Source organism: Inquilinus sp. OTU3971, from assembly GCF_038440215.1.
In genome coordinates this window covers 1-25,545 of record NZ_JASATH010000053.1, presented here as the reverse complement: position 1 = coordinate 25,545, position 25,545 = coordinate 1, and the positions used below count along the sequence as shown (strand labels likewise).

Annotated in this window: 23 protein-coding genes and 2 pseudogenes; 6 read left to right on the top strand and 19 right to left on the bottom strand. The window is 65.4% G+C overall.

Annotated elements, in window-relative coordinates:
• Nucleotides 1-19: 19 nt before the first annotated feature.
• The 4 genes from AAHM41_RS15520 to AAHM41_RS15505 form a co-directional block, all read right to left on the bottom strand.
• On the bottom strand, nucleotides 20-1,144 hold the full coding sequence (locus tag AAHM41_RS15520) for an ABC transporter permease (protein ID WP_342237459.1): 1,125 nt from the start codon (nucleotides 1,142-1,144) through the stop codon (nucleotides 20-22).
• Entirely contained in the window at nucleotides 1,141-3,885 is a 2,745-nt protein-coding gene (gene rbbA / locus AAHM41_RS15515) for a ribosome-associated ATPase/putative transporter RbbA (protein WP_342237458.1), read from the bottom strand. Before rbbA ends, AAHM41_RS15520 begins: the two co-directional genes overlap by 4 nt.
• Nucleotides 3,882-4,946: an HlyD family secretion protein gene (locus tag AAHM41_RS15510; protein ID WP_342237457.1), complete on the bottom strand. Its 1,065-nt coding sequence runs from the start codon at nucleotides 4,944-4,946 to the stop codon at nucleotides 3,882-3,884. The genes rbbA and AAHM41_RS15510 overlap by 4 nt, the downstream gene beginning before the upstream one ends.
• 617 nt (nucleotides 4,947-5,563) lie before the next feature.
• Nucleotides 5,564-6,571 carry a tyrosine-type recombinase/integrase gene (locus AAHM41_RS15505; protein WP_342237456.1) on the bottom strand — a complete coding sequence of 336 codons (1,008 nt, stop codon included), beginning with the start codon at nucleotides 6,569-6,571 and terminating at the stop codon, nucleotides 5,564-5,566.
• Between the two features lie 504 nt (nucleotides 6,572-7,075).
• Here AAHM41_RS15505 and AAHM41_RS15500 point away from each other — a divergent pair.
• Nucleotides 7,076-7,462: a hypothetical protein gene (locus tag AAHM41_RS15500; RefSeq protein WP_342237455.1), complete on the top strand. Its 387-nt coding sequence runs from the start codon at nucleotides 7,076-7,078 to the stop codon at nucleotides 7,460-7,462.
• A 283-nt stretch (nucleotides 7,463-7,745) separates the two neighbouring features.
• On the opposite strand, the gene AAHM41_RS15495 is transcribed toward AAHM41_RS15500, so the two are convergent.
• The 9 genes and pseudogenes from AAHM41_RS15495 to AAHM41_RS15460 form a co-directional block, all read right to left on the bottom strand.
• Nucleotides 7,746-8,006: a cytochrome d ubiquinol oxidase subunit II gene (locus tag AAHM41_RS15495; RefSeq protein WP_342237473.1), complete on the bottom strand. Its 261-nt coding sequence runs from the start codon at nucleotides 8,004-8,006 to the stop codon at nucleotides 7,746-7,748.
• 4 nt (nucleotides 8,007-8,010) lie between these two features.
• Nucleotides 8,011-9,414 (bottom strand): cytochrome ubiquinol oxidase subunit I, encoded by a 1,404-nt coding sequence (locus AAHM41_RS15490; protein WP_342237454.1) that lies wholly within the window; start codon nucleotides 9,412-9,414, stop codon nucleotides 8,011-8,013.
• Between the two features lie 84 nt (nucleotides 9,415-9,498).
• Nucleotides 9,499-9,639, bottom strand: a complete 141-nt coding sequence (locus AAHM41_RS15485; protein ID WP_342237453.1) for a hypothetical protein — start codon at nucleotides 9,637-9,639, stop codon at nucleotides 9,499-9,501.
• 92 nt (nucleotides 9,640-9,731) lie between these two features.
• A complete protein-coding gene (gene mqo / locus AAHM41_RS15480) occupies nucleotides 9,732-11,225 on the bottom strand; it encodes a malate dehydrogenase (quinone) (RefSeq protein ID WP_342237452.1) in 1,494 nt (497 codons plus the stop codon).
• Between the two features lie 17 nt (nucleotides 11,226-11,242).
• The gene (locus AAHM41_RS15475; protein WP_342237451.1) at nucleotides 11,243-11,638 is read right to left on the bottom strand and encodes a cupin domain-containing protein; all 396 of its coding nucleotides are present in this window, start codon (nucleotides 11,636-11,638) and stop codon (nucleotides 11,243-11,245) included.
• 17 nt (nucleotides 11,639-11,655) lie between these two features.
• Nucleotides 11,656-12,525 (bottom strand): lyase family protein, encoded by an 870-nt coding sequence (locus AAHM41_RS40620; protein WP_446719452.1) that lies wholly within the window; start codon nucleotides 12,523-12,525, stop codon nucleotides 11,656-11,658.
• Nucleotides 12,526-12,652: 127 nt separating this feature from the next.
• Nucleotides 12,653-12,943 (bottom strand): annotated as a pseudogene (locus tag AAHM41_RS40615) (lyase family protein); the annotation flags it as partial.
• A 579-nt stretch (nucleotides 12,944-13,522) separates the two neighbouring features.
• Entirely contained in the window at nucleotides 13,523-13,792 is a 270-nt protein-coding gene (locus AAHM41_RS15465) for an alcohol dehydrogenase catalytic domain-containing protein (RefSeq protein WP_446719453.1), read from the bottom strand.
• Between the two features lie 127 nt (nucleotides 13,793-13,919).
• Complete coding sequence (locus tag AAHM41_RS15460; RefSeq protein WP_342237449.1) at nucleotides 13,920-14,468, bottom strand: hypothetical protein; 549 nt, start codon at nucleotides 14,466-14,468, stop codon at nucleotides 13,920-13,922.
• 221 nt (nucleotides 14,469-14,689) lie between these two features.
• Between AAHM41_RS15460 and AAHM41_RS15455 the strand changes: the two genes are divergently transcribed.
• The 3 genes and pseudogenes from AAHM41_RS15455 to AAHM41_RS40610 all read left to right on the top strand — a co-directional run.
• Nucleotides 14,690-15,673, top strand: a complete 984-nt coding sequence (locus AAHM41_RS15455; RefSeq protein WP_342237448.1) for a LysR family transcriptional regulator — start codon at nucleotides 14,690-14,692, stop codon at nucleotides 15,671-15,673.
• Between the two features lie 217 nt (nucleotides 15,674-15,890).
• Nucleotides 15,891-16,046, top strand: a complete 156-nt coding sequence (locus AAHM41_RS15450; protein ID WP_342237474.1) for a hypothetical protein — start codon at nucleotides 15,891-15,893, stop codon at nucleotides 16,044-16,046.
• Between the two features lie 678 nt (nucleotides 16,047-16,724).
• A pseudogene (locus AAHM41_RS40610) lies at nucleotides 16,725-17,151 on the top strand (transposase); the annotation flags it as partial.
• 858 nt (nucleotides 17,152-18,009) lie between these two features.
• Here AAHM41_RS40610 and AAHM41_RS15445 read toward each other — a convergent pair.
• The 3 genes from AAHM41_RS15445 to AAHM41_RS15435 form a co-directional block, all read right to left on the bottom strand.
• Nucleotides 18,010-18,222, bottom strand: a complete 213-nt coding sequence (locus AAHM41_RS15445; protein ID WP_342237447.1) for a hypothetical protein — start codon at nucleotides 18,220-18,222, stop codon at nucleotides 18,010-18,012.
• A gap of 132 nt (nucleotides 18,223-18,354) precedes the next feature.
• Nucleotides 18,355-19,005, bottom strand: coding sequence for an alpha/beta hydrolase (locus AAHM41_RS15440; protein ID WP_342237446.1), 651 nt, complete (start codon nucleotides 19,003-19,005; stop codon nucleotides 18,355-18,357).
• 79 nt (nucleotides 19,006-19,084) lie between these two features.
• Nucleotides 19,085-20,020, bottom strand: coding sequence for a ring-cleaving dioxygenase (locus tag AAHM41_RS15435; protein ID WP_342237445.1), 936 nt, complete (start codon nucleotides 20,018-20,020; stop codon nucleotides 19,085-19,087).
• A gap of 188 nt (nucleotides 20,021-20,208) precedes the next feature.
• Between AAHM41_RS15435 and AAHM41_RS15430 the strand changes: the two genes are divergently transcribed.
• Nucleotides 20,209-21,177, top strand: a complete 969-nt coding sequence (locus AAHM41_RS15430; RefSeq protein WP_342237444.1) for a LysR family transcriptional regulator — start codon at nucleotides 20,209-20,211, stop codon at nucleotides 21,175-21,177.
• Between the two features lie 630 nt (nucleotides 21,178-21,807).
• Here AAHM41_RS15430 and AAHM41_RS15425 read toward each other — a convergent pair.
• The 3 genes from AAHM41_RS15425 to AAHM41_RS15415 all read right to left on the bottom strand — a co-directional run bounded on the left by AAHM41_RS15425 (nucleotide 21,808) and on the right by AAHM41_RS15415 (nucleotide 24,381).
• Nucleotides 21,808-22,122, bottom strand: coding sequence for a hypothetical protein (locus AAHM41_RS15425; RefSeq protein ID WP_342237443.1), 315 nt, complete (start codon nucleotides 22,120-22,122; stop codon nucleotides 21,808-21,810).
• Nucleotides 22,123-22,316: 194 nt separating this feature from the next.
• Nucleotides 22,317-23,216 (bottom strand): NAD-dependent epimerase/dehydratase family protein, encoded by a 900-nt coding sequence (locus AAHM41_RS15420; RefSeq protein WP_342237442.1) that lies wholly within the window; start codon nucleotides 23,214-23,216, stop codon nucleotides 22,317-22,319.
• A 55-nt stretch (nucleotides 23,217-23,271) separates the two neighbouring features.
• Nucleotides 23,272-24,381 (bottom strand): alkene reductase, encoded by a 1,110-nt coding sequence (locus AAHM41_RS15415; RefSeq protein WP_342237441.1) that lies wholly within the window; start codon nucleotides 24,379-24,381, stop codon nucleotides 23,272-23,274.
• A 257-nt stretch (nucleotides 24,382-24,638) separates the two neighbouring features.
• Here AAHM41_RS15415 and AAHM41_RS15410 point away from each other — a divergent pair, with 257 nt between their 5' ends.
• A complete protein-coding gene (locus AAHM41_RS15410) occupies nucleotides 24,639-25,538 on the top strand; it encodes a LysR family transcriptional regulator (RefSeq protein WP_342237440.1) in 900 nt (299 codons plus the stop codon).
• Nucleotides 25,539-25,545 lie beyond the last annotated feature (7 nt).

Genomic DNA, 25,545 nt, shown 5'->3' with positions numbered 1-25,545 from the left:
TCGGTCGAAACGGGACGCGCTACATGCTCATGATCGCCTTCCTGAACCGGACCAGCGAGATACCAAGGAAGACAGCGGTGAAGCCTACGAGGACCACCAATTCCGGCCACACGATGTCGAGCCCGGCACCGCGGTACAACACGGCCTGAGCAAGGGCGACATAGTGCGGGGTCGGCGTAAATTGCATCGCGTACTGCCATCCCACGGGCATGCTTTCCATCGGGGTCGTGGCGCCCGACATCAAATCCAGCACGGTTACGACCGGGATGATCAGCAGACCGTACTGCGCCATCGAGCCCGTGAAGGTCGCAAGCAGAATGGCGAGAGCCCCGATCGAGACTTGGTAGAGCGCCGTACCGGCGACGAACAAGGGCAGCGACCCCGCCAACGGCACATCCATGAACTCGTGGACGACGAACCACAAGGACGCGGTCGCGGCCACCATGACCACGAGCCCATTTGGCCAGATTTTCGCGATCATGATCTCTGCCGGCCTGACCGGCATGACGAGCAGATGCTCGACCGTTCCATGCTCGCGTTCGCGCAGCAATGCCGCGCCGACGAGGACGATCACTAGCAAGGTGACGTTCTGAATGATCGCCATGATCGCGTTGAACCACTGGGTCCGGAGGTTCGGATTGAACCGTGTGCGAATGACCAGATCGATCGGCGACTCTATCTTTACTTCGCGCCGCGCGGCGTAGCTCAGGGATTCCTGCAGGATGATGCTCTGCAGGTAGGAGGCGCCGTTGCCGGCGAGCGTGAGCGCCGTCGCGTCCACGTTGATCTGGACTGTCGGCCGTTTGTCCGCCAGGACGTCCTCCTCGAAGTCGGGGGGAATCTCGATGACGAAAAGAAGGCGACCGGAGTTCATTTCGCGGTCGATCGCATCAGCCGGAATCTCCACGGCGGGCTTGAAGTAGGGCTCCAGCAGCGCACCTGCGATCCGTCGCGAGAGTTCGGAGTTGTCTTCGTCGACCACACCGACCGAGGCGAGCTCCGTCTCAAACTTGATCGAGCCAACCGAATAGACTGCGACCGTGAAGACAAAAGCCACGATGAGGAGGAGCACCGGGTCTGCTGCCAAGCCGTATAGCTCCTTGATCCCCAGCCTCCAGATGTTTTCCCAGCGCATGCGCGTCATGCCTCCTGCTTGGGCAAGGCCGCGACGGCGAGGGCCACGAACAGAACGGCAAAGCCCACGAGCACCATGAGCTCAGGCCACAGATCCACGAATCCCAGTCGCTTTGTAAATGCCCCGAGGCTGATCTGCATGAACCATCCCGCCGGATAGCCGAGGCTGATGACATGAGAGGCTCCGGAGAGGGTCGATACCGGTACCAGCAGGCCGGAGAAATTCACGCAAGGCGTGATCGTGAGCACGGAGGCCGCGAAGATGGCGGCCACCTGGGTGGTCGTGAAGCACGAGATGAGCAGCCCGAATCCGGTTGCCGCACAGACGTAGACGAGAACACCGGCCAGCAGCGTGACGAAGGAGCCCGTCACCGGAACGCCGAAAAGGAACACCGCCAGGAGCAGCAGGCTGATAAAGCTGATCAGCGCGATGGCCACATAAGGCAGCTGCTTGCCGAGCAGGAACTCCAACCCCGTGATCGGCGTCGACCGGAAATTCGCGATCGATCCGGTCTCCTTCTCGCGGACCACGCCGAGCGCGGTCATCATCGCCGGGATATTCATCAGCAGGAGCATGATGACCCCAGGTATGATCGCGTAAACGCTCTTGAACGCCTGATTGTAGCGGAAACGGCTTTCCAGCTTGACGGGGACGTTCGGGGCGGTCGTGCTACGGCCCCTTGCCACCTGCTCGGTCGCGAAGCTTTGCGCCATCAACTGCAGGTAGCCCCGGGTGGTCTCTGCGCGGAATGGCACGGCACCGTCCAACAGTACCAAAACCTCCGGGCCCTTGCCGCTCACGAGGTGCTTGCCGAAATTCGGAGGAATCTCGAGTGCAACCTTCAGTTCTCCATTTTCGAGTCGCCGATCGAGCTCAGTGTCGCTGGTGATGGGTGGATGTTCCTCGAAATACCGAGATCCCGACAGTTGCTCGATGAGTTCGCGGCTCTCGAGCGTCTGATCCTGGTCGTAGGCGGCGAATTTGAGGTGTTCAACGTCGAAGGAGATGCCGTAACCCATCGTGAGCATCACGGCGACGGGACCGAGAAGTGAGAAGGTGATCCGGATGGGATCGCGGAAGATTTCCATCGCTTCGCGCCGCGCATAGGCCCAAAGGCGGCGCAAATCGAAACCGTGCAGGACCGCGCGCGGGGCCAGCTTGACCTCGGGCTCCGCAGGCGCCGCCGCCGCATCCTTGTCGGTGCTCGCGGCCCGCTCGCTGCGCGTGGCATCCTCAAGGTAGGCGATGAATGCATCGCTGAGATTGGCGGCGCCGCGACGCCTGATGAGTTCCTTGGCCGTGCCCACGGCAAGGACCTTGCCCGCGTGCATCAGCGAGATCCGGTCGCACCGCTCCGCCTCATTCATGAAATGGGTGGAGAGGAAGATCGTCACGCCTTCCTCACGGGAAAGCGCGATGAGCTCCGTCCAGAACCCGTCACGGGCGATTGGGTCGACGCCCGACGTCGGCTCGTCGAGTATCAGCACCTCGGGCCGATGCAGGATGGCGACGGCCAACTGAAGTCGCTGCTTCTGGCCAAGCGGCAAGCTTTCCGGCCGGATGTCGGCGACCGGGAGCAGATCGAACCGCTCCAGCATCTCCTGTACGCGCGCCTCGCGGGTCTCTTCGGGCAGCGCGAACAGGTGCGAGTGGAGCTCGAGATTCTGTCGGACGGTGAGCTCGCCGTAGAGCGAGAAGGCCTGGGACATGTAGCCGACCTGCCGCCGTGTCGCCATGTCGGACGCGTCTAGATGGTGCCCGAGCAGCTTCGCCTCGCCCTCGGTCGGCGGCAGCAGGCCCGTCAGCATCTTCATCGTCGTGCTCTTGCCGCAGCCGTTGGACCCGAGAAAGCCGAAAATCTCGCCGCGCTCGATGCGGAAGTTGACGTGGTCGACAGCGGTGAACTTGCCAAACCGCTGCGTCAGGCCCTCCGCCTCGATCGCCGGCGGTCCCTCGATCATACTTCGCGGCGTGACGACCACGGCCTGGTGGCTGGCCCGTTTCTCGGCCGGCAGGAGGTCGATGAACGCCGTGTCGAGCGTACCGTCGCCGGCGCGCGACTTCAGCTGGTCCGGCGTGCCGGTGGCGATCACGCGGCCGTCGTCCATGGCGGCCAGCCAGTCGAAGCCTTCGGCTTCCTCCATGTAGGCCGTGGCGACCACCACGCTCATCTGCGGCCGGCGTTCGCGGATGCGGTTGATCAGGTCCCAGAACTGCCGGCGCGACAGCGGATCGACGCCGGTGGTCGGCTCGTCGAGGATCAGGAGATCCGGATCGTGGATCAGCGAGCAGCACAGAGAGAGTTTCTGCTTCATGCCGCCCGACAGCTTACCGGCCGGCCGGTCGGGGAACGGATCGAGGCCGGTCGAGGCTAGGAGGTCGCGGATGCGGCTCTCGCGTTCCGCCTTGGGTTGGCCGAACAGGCGGCCGAAGAAGTCGAGGTTCTCGAATACGGTCAGAGTCGGATACAGATTGCGGCCCAGGCCCTGCGGCATGTAGGCGACACGCGGCAGGCTGTTGCGACGATGCTCGGCGTCGCCCATATCGCCGTCGAGCGCGAACACCTCGCCCTCCTGGATGCGGCGGACGCCGGAAATGAGGGCGAGCAGAGTCGATTTGCCGACCCCGTCGGGACCGATCAGCCCGACCATACAGCTGGCCGGAATGTCCAGCGTCACGTCGTCCAACGCGACCGTCTTCCCATAGCGGTGCGACAGCCGCCGCACGCTGGCGGCAAACGCGGCGGTCATGGCAGCTTCACCGCGAGCCAGTCGGGCCAAGCGATGGTGGCATTGCTCCGTACGTAGCCCATGCCGCGGATCCCGGTCTTCACCTGGCTTTCGTACTTTTTGCGAAGTTCGGGGTCGATCGTCAGCTTGACCCGAAACATGAGCTTTTCGCGCTCCTCCGGGGTCTCCACCGTCTTGGGCGTGAACTGCGCCTCGGTGGCCGCGAAGGTGACCTTGGCGGGAAACACATATCCGGGGATCGGATCCAGGACGACGCGCGCCTCATCGCCGATCGTGAGGGGACCGGCGACCCGTGCGGGCACGAAGATCGTCAGGTACACTTCGCTGAGGTCGAGCAGCGTGAGGACCCGGCCACCGGCAGACAACACCTCTCCCGGCTGTGCGAGCTTGTATTGGATACGGCCGCGGCGCGGGGCAACAAGCGTCGAATCGTCGACTTGCGATTGGAACCGCGCGACCTCGGCCTGACCCGCCGCGATGGCCGCCGTGGCCGCCGCCAGACCGGCGACGGCCGTATCATAGCTCGCCTGGGCTGTCCTCATCTCGTTGCGCGCCAGGTCGAGCTTTTCGCCCGTCCCAAATCCCCTTTCATGGAGCTTGGCGGCCCGCTCGAGCTCTTGTCCTGCGAAGGTCCGTTCGCTCTCGCGCTGGGCGATCAGAGCCTCGGCCTGCGTCTTTTGGTGCTCGGCCAGATTAACCCGAGCCTTGCCGGCCTGCAGCTGCGCCTCGAGCTCCGTTGTATCCATGCGTGCGACGACCTCGCCCGCATCGACCATCTGACCCTCGCTGGCGAGCACGACGGCAATCCGGCCCGCGTACTTGGTCGCGATCTCCACCTGCTCGGATTCGAGGCGCCCGTTGGAGTTGGCGAGACCTGCGGGGAGCGCATTCAATTGCTGTTGCCACCAGTACCAAGCGCCAGCACCTCCGAGCATCACGAGACAAGCCACGATCATAACGGAGATAAGTCGCTTCGCTTTGCGCGGCTTTTTTTTTGGCACGGCCGAAGGCTCGCGCGCGGTGCCGCTGATAACCAATGGCGGCGGCTTCGTCTTGTCCAAGGATGGGGTATCCGCAATCGACATAGACCGTCTCCCAGTGATCAGTTTGGCGCAGTCGGTCGCAAGGAACCCGCCTTGCCGTTAACCCGTCACCGGAGCCGGCAGCGCCACCTCCGCACTCACAGCTGCGGCGGGACTCGTGTCGTTCTGGCTCTTCCCTGGCTGCGGCTTCACTCCTACGAGGAGCGTCTCTGGCGGCCCATTTTGTGTTGCTGCCCGCGGGCGACCTTCGGACCTCGTTTCCGGCAATCTCGCGCGATCACGAGTCACCAACTTGTCCATGGCGATCCTCGACCGCGCGCCGGATAGCCTGCTGGAAGGACTGTGCGTAGAACAGCACGGCTGCTGGGTCTCAGCTTTGATCTAGATCAACCGAATTGGGAGTTGCGGCTTGATATTGAGGGTCGCGACGTCGAACCGATTCACACTCGCGGTCCCACTGCCGCAGGATCGACGCTGCCATCGAACAGGAGACGCCGGTCATAGAGCGCATCGCCCGTCCCGGTGAACCGGATCGGGCCGCATTCGTACTGCTCGAGGAGCCGGCCTCTATCCTCCGCCGGCGCATTTAGCGTCCTCAGGTCGACCGTCTTCCCGTCGCTGCCCATCGCTTGTTCTCACGAATCTCGGGTGCCGTCTCCCGGCCTGGGGCCCTCGTTCTCGTTCGCAGCGCATCGAGCAGGGTTGACGTAGCTCTTCCAGCGGCCGTGCTCCATGGCCCGCTCGAAGGGGACGCCGAGCCGGTCCGCCGCGGTCATCATGCCGGCGCGCAGGCTGTGCCCCGAAAACTCCCCCGCGTCGATGCCGGTGCGGGCGATCGCGCGCTTGACCACCCGCGCGATCGTCGCCGGATCGACCGGCAGCAGCCGGCCGTCGGCGCCGGCCTCCAGGTTGCCACCGCGGTCGAGCCGGCAAAACAGGGCGCCGGGCGCATCGCCGCGGACCTCGAGCCAGCGCCGCAGGGCGGCGACGACGCAGAGCGGCGAGCCGGGCACCGCCTCGATGCCGATTTCGGCGCCGTGGCGCTCTTGGTCGGCCTTGGAGCGGCCGACGAACAGCACCAGGCCCTCGGCCGAGAACGACAGGTCGCGCAGATAGAAGGCGGCGAGCTCGGAGCGGCGGAAGCCGCCGGCCAATCCGGTCAGCAGCAGCGCCATGTCGCGCACCCCGCGGGTGTCCCGCAGAGCCTGGCGCCCCTCCCCTGCCCCGCCGGCGAGCGCGGCGCCGGCCAGGTCGGGATGCGCGTCCGGGGTCAGCACCAGGGAGGCGGCGCGCAGGTTCGGCTCGAGCAGGGCCGCCCTGCGCACCGGCCGGGCGACATTAATGCGGCGCAGGCCTTTGAGGAAGGCCTCGAACCCGGCGTCATCGAGCTGCAGCGGCCGCTTCAGCCGCTTGCGGATGGAGACGACCGCGGCGCGCCGCAGCAGGATGGTGCTGAGCGACCGCTTCTCTGAGAGGGCGGTGAGGTGCATGACCAGCCAGCGCTCGTCGGCCGCGGCATCAGAGTTCTCTCCGGTTGGGTCGAGGCCGAAGCCCAGGCACCAGGCGCTCCAAGCCTTGCCGTAGGCCATCCGCGTGTTCTCGGAAAGCGAGGCTTCGACCAGCTGGTCGGCCTTTTGCGCCAACGCCTTCTGGTGGCCAGGTGCCCTGCCCTCATGGCCCGGCGCTGCAGCCGGCCGCGGGCGGTGCGGCCATCCTCACGGTCGATCCGGGCGTCCGGATGGGCGACGCCAAGCTGGAGGATTGCAGCGCTGTCTGCCGGCACCGTGGCGTCGTTGCTTCGCATCGTCATCCCCTCATCGCCCGGACATCGGCCGCGGCGTCGTGCCGCCCGACCACGATTCTACCCGACCGGCACCGCGCAACGAGTTGTCCAATGCGCGATAACTGTCCCGTTATCATTCAATGAAAACAATTATTTGATTGGCGACGAGGTCAGCCGATCTTGCTCGAGCTTCGGCAAATGTTTGACGGAGGTCCCAGTGTCATCGTGAACGGTTTTTCACACATCTTTTACCTTGTCGTTGATGGAAGCGCTGTTTGCGTTCCCCACATGGGTAGAGACCGGCTCGCAGGGGAAGCCCCATCAGACTTACACTGGCCGGCTAAACCACCTAAGGATGATCGCGATGACACGCGGTCGAGCGCCGGCTCTGCTGCTCGTCGGCTTTATCGCACTGACCCTATCAGGATGCGCGTCGTACAGCGGCTATGCCTCCGCCCCCGGCACGAGTTATGCACCCTCCGCTGTTGGCAGCTACGCCTCCGCGCCCGACGGCAATGACGCTGCCGATTCTGTCGCCAGCGCGTGCTTGCCGTATGACGACGATCCAGGCTGTGACTATGGTGATCCGTATGGCTTCTATGATTATGGGGGCTATCGGGGCTCGGATGACGGGCGGCACGATGACTTGCGCCATGGGGACTACCACGCGGATGGCCACGTCATGACCTATGATTTTGGCCATGGCGGGTTCGGCCACGGTGGCCTTGGCGGCGGAGGACATGGTCGCTGACCATCCAGTCGGCGTCGCCGCCTTACAATCACGTCGACACGTGCTCGGAATTTGTTCCGACTGCGTTCCGTAATATGTCTGATAAAATGAACCCGCGCTTTCATTGGCGCCGGCGACCCGGTCGCTACGATCGAAGCCTCGCGTGGCGGCCGGGCCGCATCGACCTGCGTGCAGGCAGTTCTCCGACTCTGCATTCCGGTCGCGAGCCAAATACTTCGGCATAGGGCCGATGACTGGGCCATCGCCCCGTCCGATTCGCGCTGCCGGCGGACATGGCCTCGTCTCAGTGGTAGTCCGCGCCCGGATCGACCTTGCCCTTGAAGACGAAGTAGACGACGAGCGTGTAGATCAGCGTGATCGGCAGGACGATGATGCCCGCGCCCCAGAACATGAAGGCAAGGCTGGCCGGCGGCGACACCGCATCCGCGATGCTGATCGAGAACGGCACCATGTAGGGATAGAAGGACAGGGCGAGCGTGCCGAAGGCCGCGGCGAAGATCGCGATGCCGCAGAGGAACGGCACCCGCTCGCGACGCCGGCGGATCGCGTCATAGGGTGGTGCCAGGCACGCCCGGCCCCTGTCCTGCCATCGACAGGAGCCGCTTAGGATTGATCGCTGCCTCGGCGTAGTCCGGCGGGACGACCGGCCCGCGCTGCAGCAGCCGGTAGATGTAGACCCCGCCGAACAGGAAGATCAGCGTGTAGACGGCGACGAAGATGACCAGGCTGGCCGCGACCTGCGGCGCCGTCAGGAACGGAGTCACCGCGTCGGCGATCCGGACCTGGCCATAGACGGCCCAGGGCTGCCGGCCGACCTCGGCCGTGAACCAGCCGGTCAATGTGGCGATGAAGCCGAGCGGGAACGACCAGAAGGTCGCCCGCAGGAACCAGCGCTGGCGCTCGATCCCGCCGGTCGCCATCAGCACCGTGCCGAGCCAGGCCAGGGCCAGCATCAGCAGCCCGCAGCCGACCATGATGCGGAAGGCGAAGAACGGGATCAGCACCGGCGGCCGGTCGGCTTCCGGAAAGTCGGTCAGCCCGACCTCCTTGCTGTCGAGGCTCATCGACCCGATCAGGCTGCCGAGATACGGGATGTTCAGGGCATAGCGATTGCGCTGCTGCTCCGGGTCGGGCCAGGCGATCACGACCTCGGAGGCCGGCTGCTCGTCATGCCAGCGTGCCTCGATCGCGGTGAACTTGGCCGGCTGTTTGTCGTGCGTGTAGTCGCCGACGAGGTGGCCGAACAGCAGCTGGGCGGGAACCAGCACGGCGGCGAGGCCCAGCCCCATGCGCAGCATGGTCCGGGCGTCGGATTTGAAGCGGCCGCGCAGCAGGTGCCAGGCCCCGGTCGCCGCGACGCAGAAGGCGGATGTGGCATAGGCAGCCAGGATCATGTGCGGGAAACGGACCCGGACGACCGGGCTGAAGATGATGGCCCACCAGTCGGTGGGGACGAACGCCCCGTCCGGCCCCGGTCCGAAGCCGACCGGCCATTGCATCCAGCTGTTGTGGACCATGATCCAGAAGGACGACAGGCTGGTGCCCGCCGCGACCATGACGCAGGCCAGCATGTAGAACCATCGCGGCACGCGGTCCCGGCCGAAGATCACGACGCCGAAGAACGCCGCCTCCAGGGCGAAGGCCGTGAAGCTCTCATAGGCCAGCAGCGGCCCCTGGATGGAGCCGGTGCGGCGCGCCAGCTCGCTCCAGTTGGTGCCGAACTCGAAGGCCATGACGATGCCCGAGACGACGCCCATGCCGAAGGCCACGCCGAAGATCCCGAGCCAGTAGTCGAACAGCCGGCGGTAGACCGGCCGGCCGGTGGCGAGCGACAGCGCCTCGAGCACGGCGAGCCACGCCGCCAGCCCGACCGTGAAGGCCGGGAAGATGATGTGGAACGACACCGTGAAGGCGAATTGCAGGCGCGAAAGCAGCAGCGCTGTCAGGTCCATGACTCGCTCCGTGCGGTATCCGGTGAACCGAAGGGGTGATCGGCGTCGGACGGGCCTGCCGACGCCGATACCGGCGGCGCCGCGTCAGCGCAGCAGGTTGCTCCGGGCGACCTCGATCAGCTCGTCGCCCCGCCGCTCATGGCGGCCTTGAGCGCCCACGACGCCGTGGATGTGGCGGAGGCGCACCGAGTGGAGGGCGTCGGGGAAGAGGTCGGCGGCGTTCATCGGTGCAACTCCAAGACATGCGGGATGGGTGCCGGCCGGGCGGCAGCGCCCGTTCGGGCGATCGGCTCGCCCGTGCGCCTTCCGGCGTGGGCTCAGATGCTGGCGATCTCGAGCACCGGGGCCGTATCGGCCCGGGTGCTGCGGCAGGCGTCGGCGTCGACGGTCAGGTCGATGCCCCAGGTCGGGAACACGCGCCGGACCGCGGGCAGCCAGCCATCCTCGGTCAGCCTGTCGGCGAAACAGAGCTTGAGGACCTCGGTGGCGATGAAGGCGGCCGTGGAAGCGCCGGGCGAAGCGCCGAGCAGCGCCACCAGCGACCGGTCGGCGGCCGGGATCAGCTCGGTCCCGAACTCCAGGACGCCGCCCCGCTCCTTGTCGGGCTTGATGATCTGGACGCGCTGGCCGGCGACGGCTTCCTTCCACTCGTTGCGCGTCGCCCTGGGGAAAAACTGCTGCAGGGCCGCGAATTGATGGCTCGCGCTCTGCAGCACCTGGCCGATCAGGTATTCGGTCAGCTGCAGGTTGTCGCGCGCCACGTCGAGCAACGGGACGATGTTGTCCGGCCGGATCGACCGGAACAGGTCGGTGAGCGACCCGTGCTTCAGGAACTTGCTGGAGAAGCCGGCATAGGGGCCGAACAGCAGCGAGGTCTTGCCGCCGATGACGCGCGTGTCGAGATGCGGCACCGACATGGGCGGAGAGCCGCTGGCGGCCTTGCCGTAGACCTTGGCGTGGTGGCGTGCGCTCACGGCGTCGTCGTCGCAGCGCAGCCAGATGCCGCTCACCGGGAAGCCGCCATAGCCATGACCCTCCGGAATGCCCGACTTCTGCAGCAGCTCGATCGAGGCGCCGCCGGCGCCGATGAAGACGAAGCCGGCAGACACGGTCTCCCGCGTGCCGTCATAGGTGTGTTCGACCGTGACCCGCCAGCGGCCGCCGGCCTCGCGGTCGAGCGCCACGACCCGGCTGTCGTAGCGGACATCGAAACCGGGCTGCTTGGACAGCGCGCCGACCAGGAGGTGGGTCAGCGCGCCGTAATCCACGTCGGTGCCGGTGATGATGCGCGTGGCGGCGATCGGCTGGCTTTCGTCGCGGCCCTCGATGATCAGCGGCGCCCACTCGGCGATCTGGGCGCGATCCTCGCTGTACTCCATGCCCTGGTAGCAGTGATGCGCCGACATCTCCCGGTAGCGGGTCTTCAGGAAGGCGACGTTCTCCTGGCCCCAGACAAAGCTCATATGCGGGCAGGGATGGATGAAGGCGCGCGGATCCGGGATCGCGCCCTTTCGGACGAGATAGGCCCAGAGCTGGCGCGAGACGTCGAACTCGGTGTTGACCGTCAGCGCCTTCGAGATGTCGACGGTGCCGTCCGGGCGCTGCGGCGTGTAGTTCAGCTCGCAATTGGCGGCATGGCCGGTCCCGGCGTTGTTCCAGGCCTGGGAGCTTTCCTGGGCGCAGTCCTTGAGCGTCTCGAACATCGTGATCGAGAGCGACGGCTCCAGCTCCTTGAGCACGGTGCCGAGCGTGGCGCTCATGATGCCCGCCCCGATCAGGACCACATCGGGGGTGTCGGTCTGTGTCGGCATGGGTCGGCTCCTGTGGGTCAGGCCTTGGGGGAGTTGGCTTTGAACGGAAGCGCGGCGCCGGTCGGGAACACCACATAGGCGCGCCGCCATGGCTCGTCGCCGATCAGCTTCCACCGGTGGCCGGTGCCGGAGTTGTCCTCCGCCAGCAGGATGTCGCCGGGGCGGATGGTGAAGCGCTCGCCGCCCACCGTCTCGAACTCCAGCGTGCCGCTGAGGGTGATGACGAAGCGCGGGACCGGATCCTGGTGCCACTCATAGGATCCGCCGGATCCGGTCTCCTGGAACGACAGGTTGGTGGCCGCGACCGCGACGGTCCGGATATCGCCTCTTTCCCCGCCGGACAGGTCGATGACCCCCTCCTCGAAATGGGAGTTGCCGTCGTCGCCGGTCCACAGCCTTACGCATCGGATCATGGTGCTGTCCTTTCCTGTCAGGCGCCGGCCAGGCCGTGGCCGACCATGCTGAGTGGGTCGATGGTCTTGTCGAACAGGGCCGCGTCGACCTTGCCGGATGCGAGCGCGGCCTCTCTCAGGGTCGTGCCGTCGGCGATCGCCTTCTCGGCGATGTGCGCGGCGTTCTGGTAACCGATCACTGGCGACAGGGCGGTGACGAGCATGACGCTGCCGTCGACATAGCCCTTGATCCTGTCCTGGTTCAGCTCCGTCCCCTCCACCGAGAACTGGCGGAACTTCTCGCAGCCATCGGCGAGGATGCGGGCCGAATGCAGGACATTGTTGATGATGATCGGCCGCATGGCGTTCAGCTCGAAATTGCCCTGGCTGCCGGCGAAGGCCACGGCGGTGTCGTTCCCCATGACCTGGATGGCGATCATCACCATCGCCTCGCACTGCGTGGGGTTGACCTTGCCCGGCATGATCGACGATCCCGGCTCGTTCTCGGGCAGCTGCAACTCGGCCAGGCCGCAGCGCGGGCCCGAGGCGAGCCAGCGCATGTCGTTGGCAACCTTCATCAGCGCCACCGCCAGCCCGCGCAGGGCGGCGTGGGCGCGCACCATGGGGTCGAGCGAGCCCAGGGCCATGAACTTGTTGGGCGCGGTGACGAAGGGCTTGCCCGTCAGCTCCGCGATCTTCGTCGCCACCTGCTGCGAGAAGCCCTTCGGCGCGTTGAGGCCGGTGCCGACCGCCGTGCCGCCCACCGCCAGCTCGTAGAGTCCGGCGCGGCTCGCCTCGATCGCGGCGACGGCGGCGCGGATCTGGCCGGCCCAGCCGTGCCATTCCTGGCCGACCGTCAGCGGCACGGCGTCCTCCAGATGGGTGCGGCCGATCTTGACCACCTTCATCCAGCCGTCGGCTTTGCGCTCGATGGTCTCGGCCAGCTTCGCCGCCTGCGGCACCAGCACCCCGTCGGATGGCCTCGACCGTGGCGATGTGCATCGCTGTCGGGAAGGTGTCGTTCGACGACTGGCCCATGTTCACGTCGTCATTCGGCCCGATCGGGTGCTGCGAGCCCAGCGTGCCGCCCAGCAGCTGGATGGCGCGGTTGGCGATCACCTCGTTGACGTTCATGTTCGACTGGGTGCCCGACCCGGTCTGCCAGACGAACAGCGGGTAGTGGTCGTCGAGCTGGCCGCCGATGGTCTCATCGGCCGCGCGGATGATGGCGTCGCGCTTCCAGTCCGGGAGCCGGCCGGCCGCGGCGTTCACCAGGGCGCAGGCCTTCTTGACGGTGCCGTAGGCGTGGTAGACCGCCTTCAGCATCCGATCCCCGCCGATCGAGAAATGCTGCAGCGATCGCTGGGTCTGGGCGCCCCACTACCGATCGGCCGGGACCTCGACCTCGCCCATGCTGTCGAATTCGCGGCGCAGGCCGGTTGCGTTCAGCCCTATCGGTATGTCATGGAGCAGGCGCGTCCCTTCTTCGGCGGAGTGCGTCATTCCCAACCTCCGTATCGGAAAGCCAAGGCAGTACCGTCACAGATCTTCTTATATTCTTCTGATTTATTTGAACCGCCCTATTTTTTCTCCGAGAGTCATCGTTATGTCAGATAAAATGTTATGATGATCTCTGCCTGCGCCTCCAGTCTACGAAGGTTCATCTATCCTCTGAATTAGGATTGCCGGAACAATACCTTCGTATGGGTGGCTTCTCTCACCTGAGCATTCGAAGAGAAGACAGCCCAGTCCCGAACATTGTCGTCGGCCGTCCGACCTTGCTTGAGATTGGCCCATGCAGACCTGAGGGTCACCGGCTTGGCGCGAAAGGCGGCCATCGCACTCGGCTCCCGCGAGCGGACACCAGAGCGACCACCCTAACCCATTTGACAACAAACACTTTCCTTAGCGTCGCTTTTGACACGCGTTGCACGGAAAGGCCATCACCGCTGCCGCCCCGATATCGTCAAGACCGTCGGGAATGCGCACCGCCATGCCATGATCCACGCGGGCAAACTCCGCATAGGCGCCGCCGCCGACCATGGCCATGACACGCTCACCGGCATGGACATCCGTGACGTCGTCGCCCACGGCGATCACCTCGCCGGCCACTTCCAGCCCGAGCAGGTCGCTCTCGCCATAGCTCTGGCGGCCGTAATAGCCCTGCCGCTGCAGCAGATCGGCGCGATTTACCCGGCTGCCTTCACCTTGACCAGGAGATCGCCGGGACGCGGTTTCGGCATCGGCGCTTCAGCGAGGCGGAGAACGTCCGCCTCGCTGAAATCATCGAACACCACCACCTTCATTTCGCGGCGGCCTTGGCAGCCGCCCGGCGGGCGATGCTCGCGGCGAAAAGCGGCGTCTCGCGGCGGTTATGATCGCCGCCGGCTTCCTGCCGGGCTGTCGCCGCCTGCTCGAAGGTCTGGCCGTGCGCGGCGACGAAGTCCATGAACACGTCGGTCGGGTGCGAGGTGACGCGGTTGGTGTAGCGGGTACGCCCGCCCTCGATCGCCTCAGCGATCAGTTCCCAGATTACGTTGACCTGCGTGCGCCCGACAGGGGTGAACACGTCGGAGATCGAGTTCATCCGGCAATAGCTCGCCGTCGCTTCCTCGGCGACATAGTGCTGGATGACCAGCCCGGTGCCGATCATCTCGACATTGATGACCATGGGGCGGCCTTCATCGGTCGTCGTGACGCCGGAGCCGATATGGTCGGGCGGGCAGCAGCGCAGATACTCGGCTTCCGGCAGGTTGAACAGCCAGTCGACGATGTCGACCTTTTCCAGCGGAACGTCGATCTCGGCTGTGTAGGCGGACTGCGAGAGGATCTTGTCGGTGAGGACTTTCATGGCATTGCCTTCTCAATTGCGTCTTGTCTTCAGGCGCGCGATTCCCTCGCTGCGCAGGCGGGATGCCATGTGCACAGCGATGGCGCCCCGTGTGTTTGTGCGCCGCGTCAGGGAGCGCCGTATTTCGAGCTTTCCCTCATCGCTGTCGCTACTTGCGAGATGGAACGTCCGTGTGATTTGCCCCGCGATGAGGCCCGGTCACTGTGTTGACGGCGACGAATATGCGACTGTCGCGGATCGCCGATAAGCTGACGCTTTCGTCAAACGGCTTTGCCTGGATCGCAAAGATGAGACCCCATTTCGCCGAGTACCTCGCCACCTTCGTCGACGTCGTCCGGGCGGGCAGCTTTTCCGGCGCCGCCCGTCGGCGCGCGGTGACCCCTTCAGCCATCGTGCGCCAGATCGATGCGCTGGAGGCGGATCTGGGCGTCGCCCTGTTGATCCGCTCGACGCGCGCCCTCACTCTCACTGATGCTGGCCAGCGTCTCCACGAACGGGCCCTGCGGCATCTCGAAGAACTGGCCGACACCCACGCCGAGGTCTCCGCCTTCGACGGATCCGTCTCCGGCACATTGCGGATCGCCTGCTTCCCGACCTTCGGCAAGCGCTATGTCCTGCCGGTCGTCGCTGCGTTGCAGGCCGAGAACCCCGCACTCAATGTCGAGCTCGACCTGACCGAGCGGCTGGCCGATCCGGTTATCGAGCGCCTCGACGTGGTCATCCGCATGGGCGCGCTGACCGACAGCACCCTGATCGCCACAAGGCTCGCGCCGCTGACGCGACTTTTGGTGGCAAGCCCGACCTATCTGGCGAGTGCTGGTACACCACAAAGCATCGAGGATCTGTCATCGCACCATCTGGTCGACAAGCTGCACGGCGCCGATCTCCTTGGCTGGCGCGACGTGCTCGGCTGCCCGGCGGGTCATGCCGGGAACGGTAGGGTGACGTTCCGTTCCGACGACTTCGAGGCGTTGCGCGCGGCGGCCCAGGCGGGCATAGGAATCGCGTTCCTATCCAGTTGGGTGGTCGGGCCGGACATTCGGACGGGGAGACTGGTTCGCTTGCGGCCGGACGACGAGCCCTGGAACGATGCGCCGGCTGGCATCCACCTCCTGCGCGCTCTGCCGCAGCCGAGTGCCAAGGTTCGGGCCTTTACCGAGGCGTTGCGAGCATCAATTGAAAGTCCGCCGATCTGGGAGCCGTGAACTGGCGCGTATTTGATGGACGGCGAAGGGCGTGTGCGCCAGCAACGGAAACTCCGGTCGTGTCCCCTCGGGTGGTGTAGGAGCTGTGGGTAAGTAGCCCGTCGCAGCGACCGCCACGAGTCCGGCGGCGGCGGGCTACTTATCCATAGCGATGGTCATCTACGGTTCTCCGGCAGGGTCTGGTTACTGACACCAACCTGAACCGAAGGAACCGAAGATGACCGACGACATGATGGCCCTGCGCGGGCTGATGGAGAAGAGCGCCGACGCGGATCTGCTGCGGGAGATGATCGGGTTTGCCGCCCAGCGGGCGGCCCTGGGAACAGGCCCAGGCTCGCCAGCTGGGCGGCGGTCGCCGGCTGTGCCTCGGTGAAGCGTGCAGCGACACGGTGATGGCCGCCGGAACGACGCGGTCATAGACGGCCAAGGAGAGATGCGGCGCGATCCTGGCCCGTCGCGGTGTCATTGCATGAGGATCAGGCCGCTCGACGGCGTCGATCAGCGGCGCCAGGGCGCCGGCGCCATGCGGATCGAGATCGAGGGTGACGGCGAACGGCACGGAGCCTCCGGGGCGGGCGACCGGATGACTCTAGCCGCTCCGGCTCCCAGGCGGAGGCGTCAACGCCCGATAATCGCCCTTATCGGGCACCGCACATGTCTGCTTCGCAAGGCAGCCTGGACGTCCGCCTTCGCGTCTGACATTCCCGACATGGACGGCGTGGCGGAGCGTGCGACGTGCGCTACCCGTGTGCTGGTCACGGCGCTTGGAGCAGGTCTAGCCTTCCCCGTGAACGTTCGTCAGAATGCAGAAAGCCCCGCCTTTTTGGGGCGGGGCTGTGTCTCAGACGTCGATGTGGATGGAGTTATAACAAAGGTGGTTGCGGGGACAGGATACCACCGATGCCCATACAAGCTCGCCATCGCGGTCTAGGGCGGGATCCATAAAGGGGCTCTTCACGTTGGGGGTTATGTGATTCACGATCTCGGCTGGGAGGAAGATCGTGATGGGGTCGGAGTTCTGGCTGAGCGATGGTCAATGGAGCGGTTGTGACTGCTGCTGCCGAACAAGCCGCGAGGCGTACCGCGAGTTGACGACCGTCGCGTGATCAGCGGGATCACACATGTGCTGAAATCGGACCGCCGATGGAAGGATGCCAGGCGGTCTACGGGCCAGCCAAGACCCTGCACAACCGGCATGTTCGCCGGGCAGCAAAGGGCGTGTGACGGAAGGTGTTCATCGCGCTGGCCGAAACCGGCGGCGCGGTGACGGAGGCGCTGCTCGACGGCACCCAAGTGAAGACGCATCGCTCGGCTGCCGGTGGCAAAGGGGAGCCGCGCGCAGGCGATCGGCATCAGCCGTGGCGGACGCACCGGCAAGCTCACGCGCTCACCGATGGACGGGGGACGTCCGCTCGGCTTCGCCCTGACGCCCAGGCCGGGCGGCGCACTGTCGAGCTGCTGATCCGCTGTTCCCAAAGAAAGCGAGCCGCACCGTTGCCGGATGCGGCCCGAGTTTAGGGAGGAAACGCCCAAGAAGTGCGTTACGGCAGCAGTTAGAAACTGCATACCGCACTGCAACATAAGCACGGCCATCGCTTCGGCGCAAGTCCCAGTGGCCCAAAATTTACTCATAGTAGATGTTGCCTATATTTTGAGCATGTGACGGAGGTCGGATGGCCCGGCAATGGAGATGCTGCTCGACAGCACCCGTGTGGAGACGAATCGCTCGACTATCTGTAGATCGGCGCGGGGTCTCGGCGCCGATCGGCGCAGCAAACGCTTGATTTCGCACGAACTGCGGGGTGACCACACCAGGTGGCGCCGATTACAGCGACTCTCCAGCGCTGGCACCAAGTGTGAAGGCGCAGGATGCTGCGATGCAGCATTTATGTTGCATCGCAGCATAACCGTGATAAGATTTGCGCGTGTTTGGGGAGGAGAACTGCCCGCGCCGAGAGGCGGCATGCAGAGGATCCGAACCATGATTTTCGTCCCCCTGATCATCAGTTTGCAGAGCAAATTCCGCAAGCGCCGCAGATACCTGCGCGCCGTGGCCGAGGTTAAAGGCCTTTCGACCCGTGATCTAATTGACCTTCGCGCGGACGCGACGGATATGCTTCGGTGCCTAAAGAATGAGTTCGATGGTGAGCCGAAGAGTCTGTCTCCCCATCGGAAGATACACCAGTACCAGTGGCGGTGGACTACGCGCACTAGATCTGGCCGACAAGTTAGGGGATGAATCTCAAGCCAGAAAATGTAGGCAGGAGAGACGTATCTCCAAACGTTGGTCGTCAGTGGGTTCGGGCCGGTGTGCCCATAGTTGCCGTCAAGCGTATCTATCCGCCACAGGTCGGCGTGATCCACCCGAGTGTCGCAAGGCTGGCGTCGAACTCTTGCAGCGCGTGATCGTAGTCCTGGTCGCTGTTCCATAGCTTGGTGGTGACGAACAGGACAGAATCGCCGCTCTCTGAACCCGCATGACCGATTCCTTTCTCGTTCCCATCGGCCGCGGCTGCATCGACGGGCCGAAAACCGGCGTCGATTGCCATCGCGAGCGCGGGATCTCTTGCTGGACTTGGCTGCCTCGGGACGGCGGCATCCCTATTTGCAAAAGCCCGGTGAGTTTGGGCAATAGGACGAAGGAACCAGTCCGGCATCAACCAATGAGTCGGCGTGCAATCTCACCCAAGGTCACGGGCCAGGCCCGGAGATGCGGCCGCAAGCTCGCTGATCCATGCGCTCGCGGTCGCGACATCGGCCTGCGACAGGCCATGACCAGCTGACAGGACGCGATGCCGAACAGCGGCGCCGGCGCTTTTCAGCATCCCAACGAGGCGCGCCGCATTGTCGGCCGGCACGATCGGATCCAGTTGGCCCGACAGCAGCAGGACGGGCTTGCCCCGGAGGTCCGCAGCCGGAGGGTCGCTCAAGGGGACCATCGCCCTGAGCAGCACGGCGCCGGCCAGCGCCTCCGGCCGCAGCAGAAGCATGGCGGCGGCGATGTTCGCCCCGTTGGAGAAGCCGAGCGCCAGCGGGGCCGCCAACCCATAGGCCGCCCGCGCCTCGGCGACGAAATCCGCGAGCTCATGCGCCCGGGCCCGGACGTCCTCCTCGTCGAACACGCCTTCCCTGAGCCGACGGAAGAAGCGGGGCATCCCGCCCTCCAGCACCTTGCCGCGGGGTGACAGGAGGGAGGCGCCCGGGGCGACCAGGCGCCCGAGCGGCAGCAGGTCGTTCTCATCGCCGCCCGTGCCGTGCAGCAGGAGAAGCGGCGGCGCATCCGGCTGCTGGCCGGGCTCAAACCGGTGGGTGAAGGACTGCGCCTGGGTCATCGCGCATGCTCCCGATCTCTGGCGTGAAGACTGGGCCGGAGACCGTGGGATGCGGCCTCCGGCGAGGGTGGACAGGGCGTCAGGCGACCGCCGGCAGGACCCGCTCGATCTCGGCGCGATGCGGCTCGAGAAATTGCGGCAGCTTCAGCGCCTGGCCGAGCGTGCCCGCCGGCTCGTCCACCGCAAAGCCCGGGATGTCCGTGGCGATCTCGAACAGCACATGCCCCGGCTCCCGGAAATAGACCGAGCGGAAGTAGTTGCGGTCCTTCTGCTCGGTGGTGAGCAGCCGGTGGTTCTCGGCCAGCCGCTTCACCATCTCGGCCTGCGCCGCGTCGTCGGTCGCGCGGAACGCGATGTGGTGCACGGAGCCGGCGCCCGGACGGCTGGGCAGGAACCCGCCGGCCGCGCGGAGATCGACGATGCCGCCGATCGCGGTGTCACCGGCCCGATAGCGGACAACAGTCCCTTCCCGCCCGACCTCGGTGAAGCCGAACACGTCGCTCAGCACCGCGCCGGTCGGCGCCGCATCCTCCAGCAGCAGGCTGACGCTGTGGAAGCCGCGGATCGCATGCTCCGCAGGGATCTCGCCGCCGGCCCAGCCGGGCTCGGCCTCGATACCCGGGACCGCGACGAGCGCCAGGCGCATGCCGTCCGGATCCTTGAAGGCCAGCACGGTCTCACCGAAGCGCTGCTCGATGGCCTGGTGCGGCACGCCCTTCTCGACGAAGCGCTGCACCCAATAGCCGATCGACTCTTCCGGCACCCGGAACACCGTCTCCTGGGTCTCGCCGACGCCGAGGCGTCCCGGCGCGACATGGGCCCAGGGGAAGAAGGTCAGGATGGTGCCAGGCTGGCCGGTCTCGTCGCCATAGTAGAAGTGGTAGGTGCCGGGATCGTCGAAATTGACCGTCTTCTTCACCAGGCGGAGTCCGAGCACCCGCGTGTAGAAGTCGAGGTTCCGCTGGGCGCCGCCCCCGATCGCCGTGACGTGATGAATGCCGTTGCTACGCATCATGTACCTCCGAGCTGCGAGCCCCGTCGGCCCGCCCGAGGCCTTCAAATAATGCCGCCTGCCCCGGAAGCCGATGGCTGCATTCTTGCATCAATGCAAAGATAGTACTGCAACAAGGCAATTTGCTGTGCGGATGGGATAAGAACATCCTGGCTCGACCGCTTATCCACGAAGCGCGCAGGATTGAAGATATGGGCGAGCCGTTCGGCAATATCTCCTGGGACGATTTCCGGCTGATCAAGGCCATCGCGGACTCTCGAGGCCTGCCTGGAGCCGCCGTGCAGTTGGGCCTCAACCATTCGACCGTCTTTCGCCGCCTCGGCCAGGTCGAGCAGGCTCTCGGCGTGACGCTGTTCGAACGGCACCGCTCCGGCTATGTCCTGACCCCGGTCGGCGAGGAGATGGCGGAGTTGGCCACCCGCCTGGACGACGACATCACCGGCTTCACCCGCAAAGTCGCGGGGCGGACGATCTCGCCGACCGGCGAGTTGCGCGTCACCACCAATGACTCCCTCCTGATCCACCTTCTGACTCCGCTCTTCGCTCGGTTCCAGAGCGAGTGCCCTGATGTGCGGCTGGATGTTGTGCTCAGCAACGAGCCGTTGAATCTCTCCAAACGGGATGCCGACGTCGCGATCCGAGCCACGGACAACCCGCCAGAGACGCTGGTGGGCCGACGGGTCGCCCGGATTGCCTGGGCGCTCTACGGACGGGCGGCCGATTTCCCGCAGCCCGAGATGCCGGCCTTCGAGAACCTCAAGGGTCGACCGTGGGTGTCGCTCGGCGACAACTTGGCGACGCTCAAAGCGGTGCGGTTCGTCCGACAGCACGTCGCGCCGGAACGGATCGCCTACAAGATCAACACGGTCCTCGGCTTGGCCGAGGCGGTCGAGAGCGGTATAGGTATCGGACATCTGCCGTGCTTCATCGGCGATGTTCGTCCGACACTAGTCCGGCTGGCTCCGCCGAATCCCGACTTTGCGGCGGATCTCTGGCTGCTGACCCATCCCGACCTTCGTCAGTCCGCCCGCGTGCGCGTGTTTCTGGACTATCTGGCCGGCGAGATCGGTCGGTCACGGCCGCTCTTCGAAGGCGACCTGCCGATCGTATCCAGCTCCGCATTCGCGACGTCAGCCGTGTCGGGCCGCGGCGCCGAGTAAGCTGCCACGCAAGTCAAGATTGCAGTAACGCAAGCGATTATCTGCCTCGACGACGGCGCTCTTCACTACACTTCGTGTGCGCTCGGCGCGGGCCTAGGGCTGATCGATCCAACGGATTGTTTGATCATTCGGTCGAAGAAGTTGATGACGCATCATGGGTTCGTCCGACTGTTCGTCCGCGGAAGCGGATCACGCTTCCCTCGTCGGCGCGAGACGTCCTCTGCGACTGACGCTGGACAGTGACACCGATGCGCGTCTCTCCTCTGCCCCTGTTGTGATCTTAGCCGCGCTTGCAGTCGCTCCGAGGGTCCGCAGCAACGGCTACCGCGGGTATCAGAGACTCGTGGCCGAGAACCAAGCATGATCGATCAGCTCTCCCCTGAGGAGCGTCAACACCGGCTAGGAGCGCCGGGGTCTCTAATAGCAGACGTGGTGAATGGTTCCCGCCCCCTGCGTGATAGCGCCAAGGTAATTGCTGTCAGGCAGGATCAGCTTGGAACCCGCGGGCCGGACGGCGATGTCGGGGCAGATAACACACAACGACAGCGATTGAGCCATTCGGATCATGGGTCAGGGCAAGCATGATAGACCTGCCCCTGACTGATCCCTGAGGCAGGCCCGCATCACGGCTTATGGCGCATAGACGACGATAACGCGACCTTGGGCAGTCAACTGCACAGCCCAGTTCTTGCCAGCCGCATCCTTGTACCAATTGCGCTGCGCAGGAGGCCGCACAGAAGAGGTGTGGTTGCCCTGGAGCTCGTCGATCGCCCACAGCGTCAGGCCATCGGGAGCGCCCCGTTCCTTCAACGCCGCACGCGCAACAGAATCGAAGGGCGCATCCTTGGTGGCGAACTCCTGGGCTGCGGCGCCACCCACGGCGAGGAGAACCGCCGCCAAACCCGGCAGAAGCGGGCGTAGAATGCGGCCGGCGGTTGGGGCCATAATGTCTGCCTTTCGTTCTCTGTCGATTGATCTCTTCAACGCCCGCTGCCGCCGCTGTCGAGGCAGAGGCGGAGGGATCCGCCCAAGATGCTGGACGAAGGTAGGGCGGCGCTCTGATCTCGCGCCGAGGTGAGGGTCAAGGGACGGCGGTCGGCAGCGACCGGGCCTCCACGGCCCAGCCGCAATTGGGGACTTCAGGAGCGAACGAGCTCGTGTTCCACCCACTCGATCACCGAGCCGTGCATCGGCTGCCAGCCGAGCTCACGGCGCGCCTTCGCCGAACGGACGCGACTGTTCGAACCAAGAGCGAAGACCGCGAGCTCGCGGCCCCATTTGGCAACGGCATCTTCGGCCGGCCATGACTGGGCCGATGTGGGAAGCCCGAGTGCCTTGCCGATGGCACGGACGAGATCACCGAAGGCCGCCTCGCCGTTCTCGACGTAGTAGAAGCTCCCAGCCGGCGCCTTCTCCAATGCAAGGGCATAGAGATCGGCGATGTCGGCGATATGGACGTTCGACCAGACATTGAGACCGCGGCCGATATAGCGAGGAACGCCACTCTCCTTCGCCTGGGCGACAAGCGGCGGAATCTGCACGCTCTGCGCAGGCGGGCCGAAGGTATGGCCGTAGATCAGGCTGTTGCAGAGCACGATTGTGCGCACTCCGGGAGCGGCATCGACGATCAGCCTGTTGAGCGCGACGCGATGCTTCTTGTCGGGTTCCGGCGCGACCGGCGTGTCTTCCGTAAAGACCGCATCCGAAGGCTCGCCCATAGCCTCGTCTCCGACGAGGCTGGTCCCGCTGGTGTGGATGAACGGCCTGCCGGTCCCAGCTAGGCCGGCCAGCAACGCCTCGACGGCTCCCTGATGGTCACTGTCGGCAGCGTTGATCACGGCATCGGCTGCCCGCGCTTCGGCGGTCAGCAATTCGGCGTCGTCGAGAATGCCGATCACAGGCTCGATACCCTTCGCCCTGACGCCTGTCGCCTTGTCCGGGCTGCGCACGAGGCCACGGACCTGGTGCCCCTGGGAAGCGAGAAGGGTCGCGACAGCGCCACCGATGTAGCCGCTCGCTCCGGTCACGAAAATCTTCATGGATCTGTCCTCCTTCAACGCCGATCCGGTGCACGACCGACCGGCGACATCGGATTCAGGCCACCTCAGCAGCCTGGTAGGTCGGATGGTCGGTGTAGCCGCGGGCCCCGCCGCCGTAGTGAAGGGCCCGGTCTGCCCGCGCGAGCGGCCAGCCGTTGCGCAGACGCTCGACGAGATCGGGGTTGGCGATGAACGGTTCGCCGAACGCGGCGACGTCAATCAGCCCGTCCTCGATGTGGCGCTCCGCCAGTTCCCGGGTCATGCCTCCGGCGAGGATCAGCGTGCCCTTGTAGCGGGCTCGGAACTTGTGAAGGAAGCCGGCGGGGATCGGCGAGCTTCCTCGCGACCGCTGGTCCATCAGGTGGATGTAGGCCAGGTTCCGCTTCGACAGCTCGTCGGCCAGGTAGACATAGGTCTCTTCGATATCCGGATAGACGCCCATGTCGAACAGTCCGCCATAGGGCGACAGCCGGATTGCGGTTCGATCGGCACCGATCTTGGTGATGATCGCGTCCACGACTTCGAGCAGAAATCGCGAGCGGCTTTCGACGGAGGCGGCACCGTACATGTCGGTCCGGTCGTTCACCAGCGGATTGAGGAACTGCTCCACCAGGTAGCCGTTTGCGCCATGCACCTCGATGCCGTCGAAGCCGGCCACGATGGCGTTGACGGCAGCCTGTGCGAAGTCCTCGACAACTCTTTCCACCTCCGCCGTCGTGAGGGCGCGGGGCTTCGACACGTCGACCGGCCCGGGCTCGCCATTCTCTGTGTAGCCCCAGGCCTGCGAGTTGCGCGCGATCTGTGCCGTCGAGCTGACCGGGTCGATATCGTCGGGCTGGATCGAGACGTGGCTGACCCGGCCGACATGCCAAAGCTGCGCGAAGATCACACCGCCCTCATCGTGGACGGCCGTCGTCACCTTGCGCCAGCCGGCGACCTGGCTGTCCGTGTAGATCCCGGGGATGAAGAGGAAGCCCTCGGCCGTGCGGGAGATCGGCGTGCCTTCCGTCACGAGCAGGCCAGCCGCCGCGCGCTGTCTGTAGTAGCGCGCGGTGAGGTCGCCGGCGATCCCATCCGGACTGCGCGAACGGGTCATCGGCGCCATTGCGATGCGATTGCGCAGCGTGAGTGGCCCAAGCTTGTAGGGTTCGAACAGTTTGCTCATGGCGAAGGTGTCCTCCGAAGGCGTGGCAGCCCGGCCTGCCGCTTGCTGCGCTCGTCGGACTGGGACGTCCCGGCGGCAGGATCAGATCGGGGACGCCATCGCCCGATGCGGTGCCTCTCGATGCCCTCTAGCGTCGACCGTCAACAGCAGCGAAGGATGGCGTCCCGCAGCAGATAGGCCAACCGCACCGCATTGATAATTCCGGCGCCGGCACATGATTTGTGATACGGCTTCACAAATCAGGACGGAGAGATTTCATGGACAACCGGGCCGGCGAGATGATGGTGTTTGTCCGCGTCGTCGAAGCCGGCAGTTTTTCCGAAGCCGCGCGGCAGCTGCTCATGACGCCCTCCACGGTCAGCAAGATCATCTTCCGGATCGAGCAGCGGCTCGGCGCTCGGCTCATCGAGCGGTCGACACGCAGATTCTCGCTGACCGAAGAGGGGCGCCTCTACCATGAGCGCAGCAGCGCCCTATTGGCTGATCTCGACGACATCGAGCGGGAACTGACCCAGGGCGCACAGACGGCACGGGGAACGGTCCGTGTGAACGCGTCGGTCGCGTTCGGAACCCTCGGCATTGAGCCGCAATTGCCCGCTTTCTGGGAGAAGCATCCGAACATCGTCGTCGACCTGTCCCTGTCCGACGAGATCGTCGATCTCTATCTCGACCGCACCGACATCGCGTTCCGCGTCGGCTCATTGGCGGATTCGAGCCTCACCGGACGCCGGATCGGCGTCGCCCGCCGGAAGATGGTGGCGGCACCGGCGTATCTCGAGAAGCACGGCACGCCGGCGACGATCGAGGATCTCGATCGGCACAACTGCCTCGGCTTCAATTTCCGGCGCGGAACGCCGGTCTGGCCGAGCAGGCAGGGCGGCCCGATCGCGGAGCGTATCGCCCGTGGCAACGCTTTGGCCAACAACGGCGAAACGGTGCGCCGGCTCGCCATCGCCGGAGTGGGGATCGCGCGGCTCGCCGATTTCCACATCGACAGGGATATCGCCGCCGGCCGGCTCGTCGAGGTTGCCGTGACCGAGTCCGACACCGAGGAGGTGCACGCGCTCTATGTCGGCGGGCAGCGCGTGCCGCAGCGCATCCGCCTGTTCCTGAACTTCATGGTCCCGCGCTTGCAGGCGTTCATGAAGCGCCCGTGACCGCTAG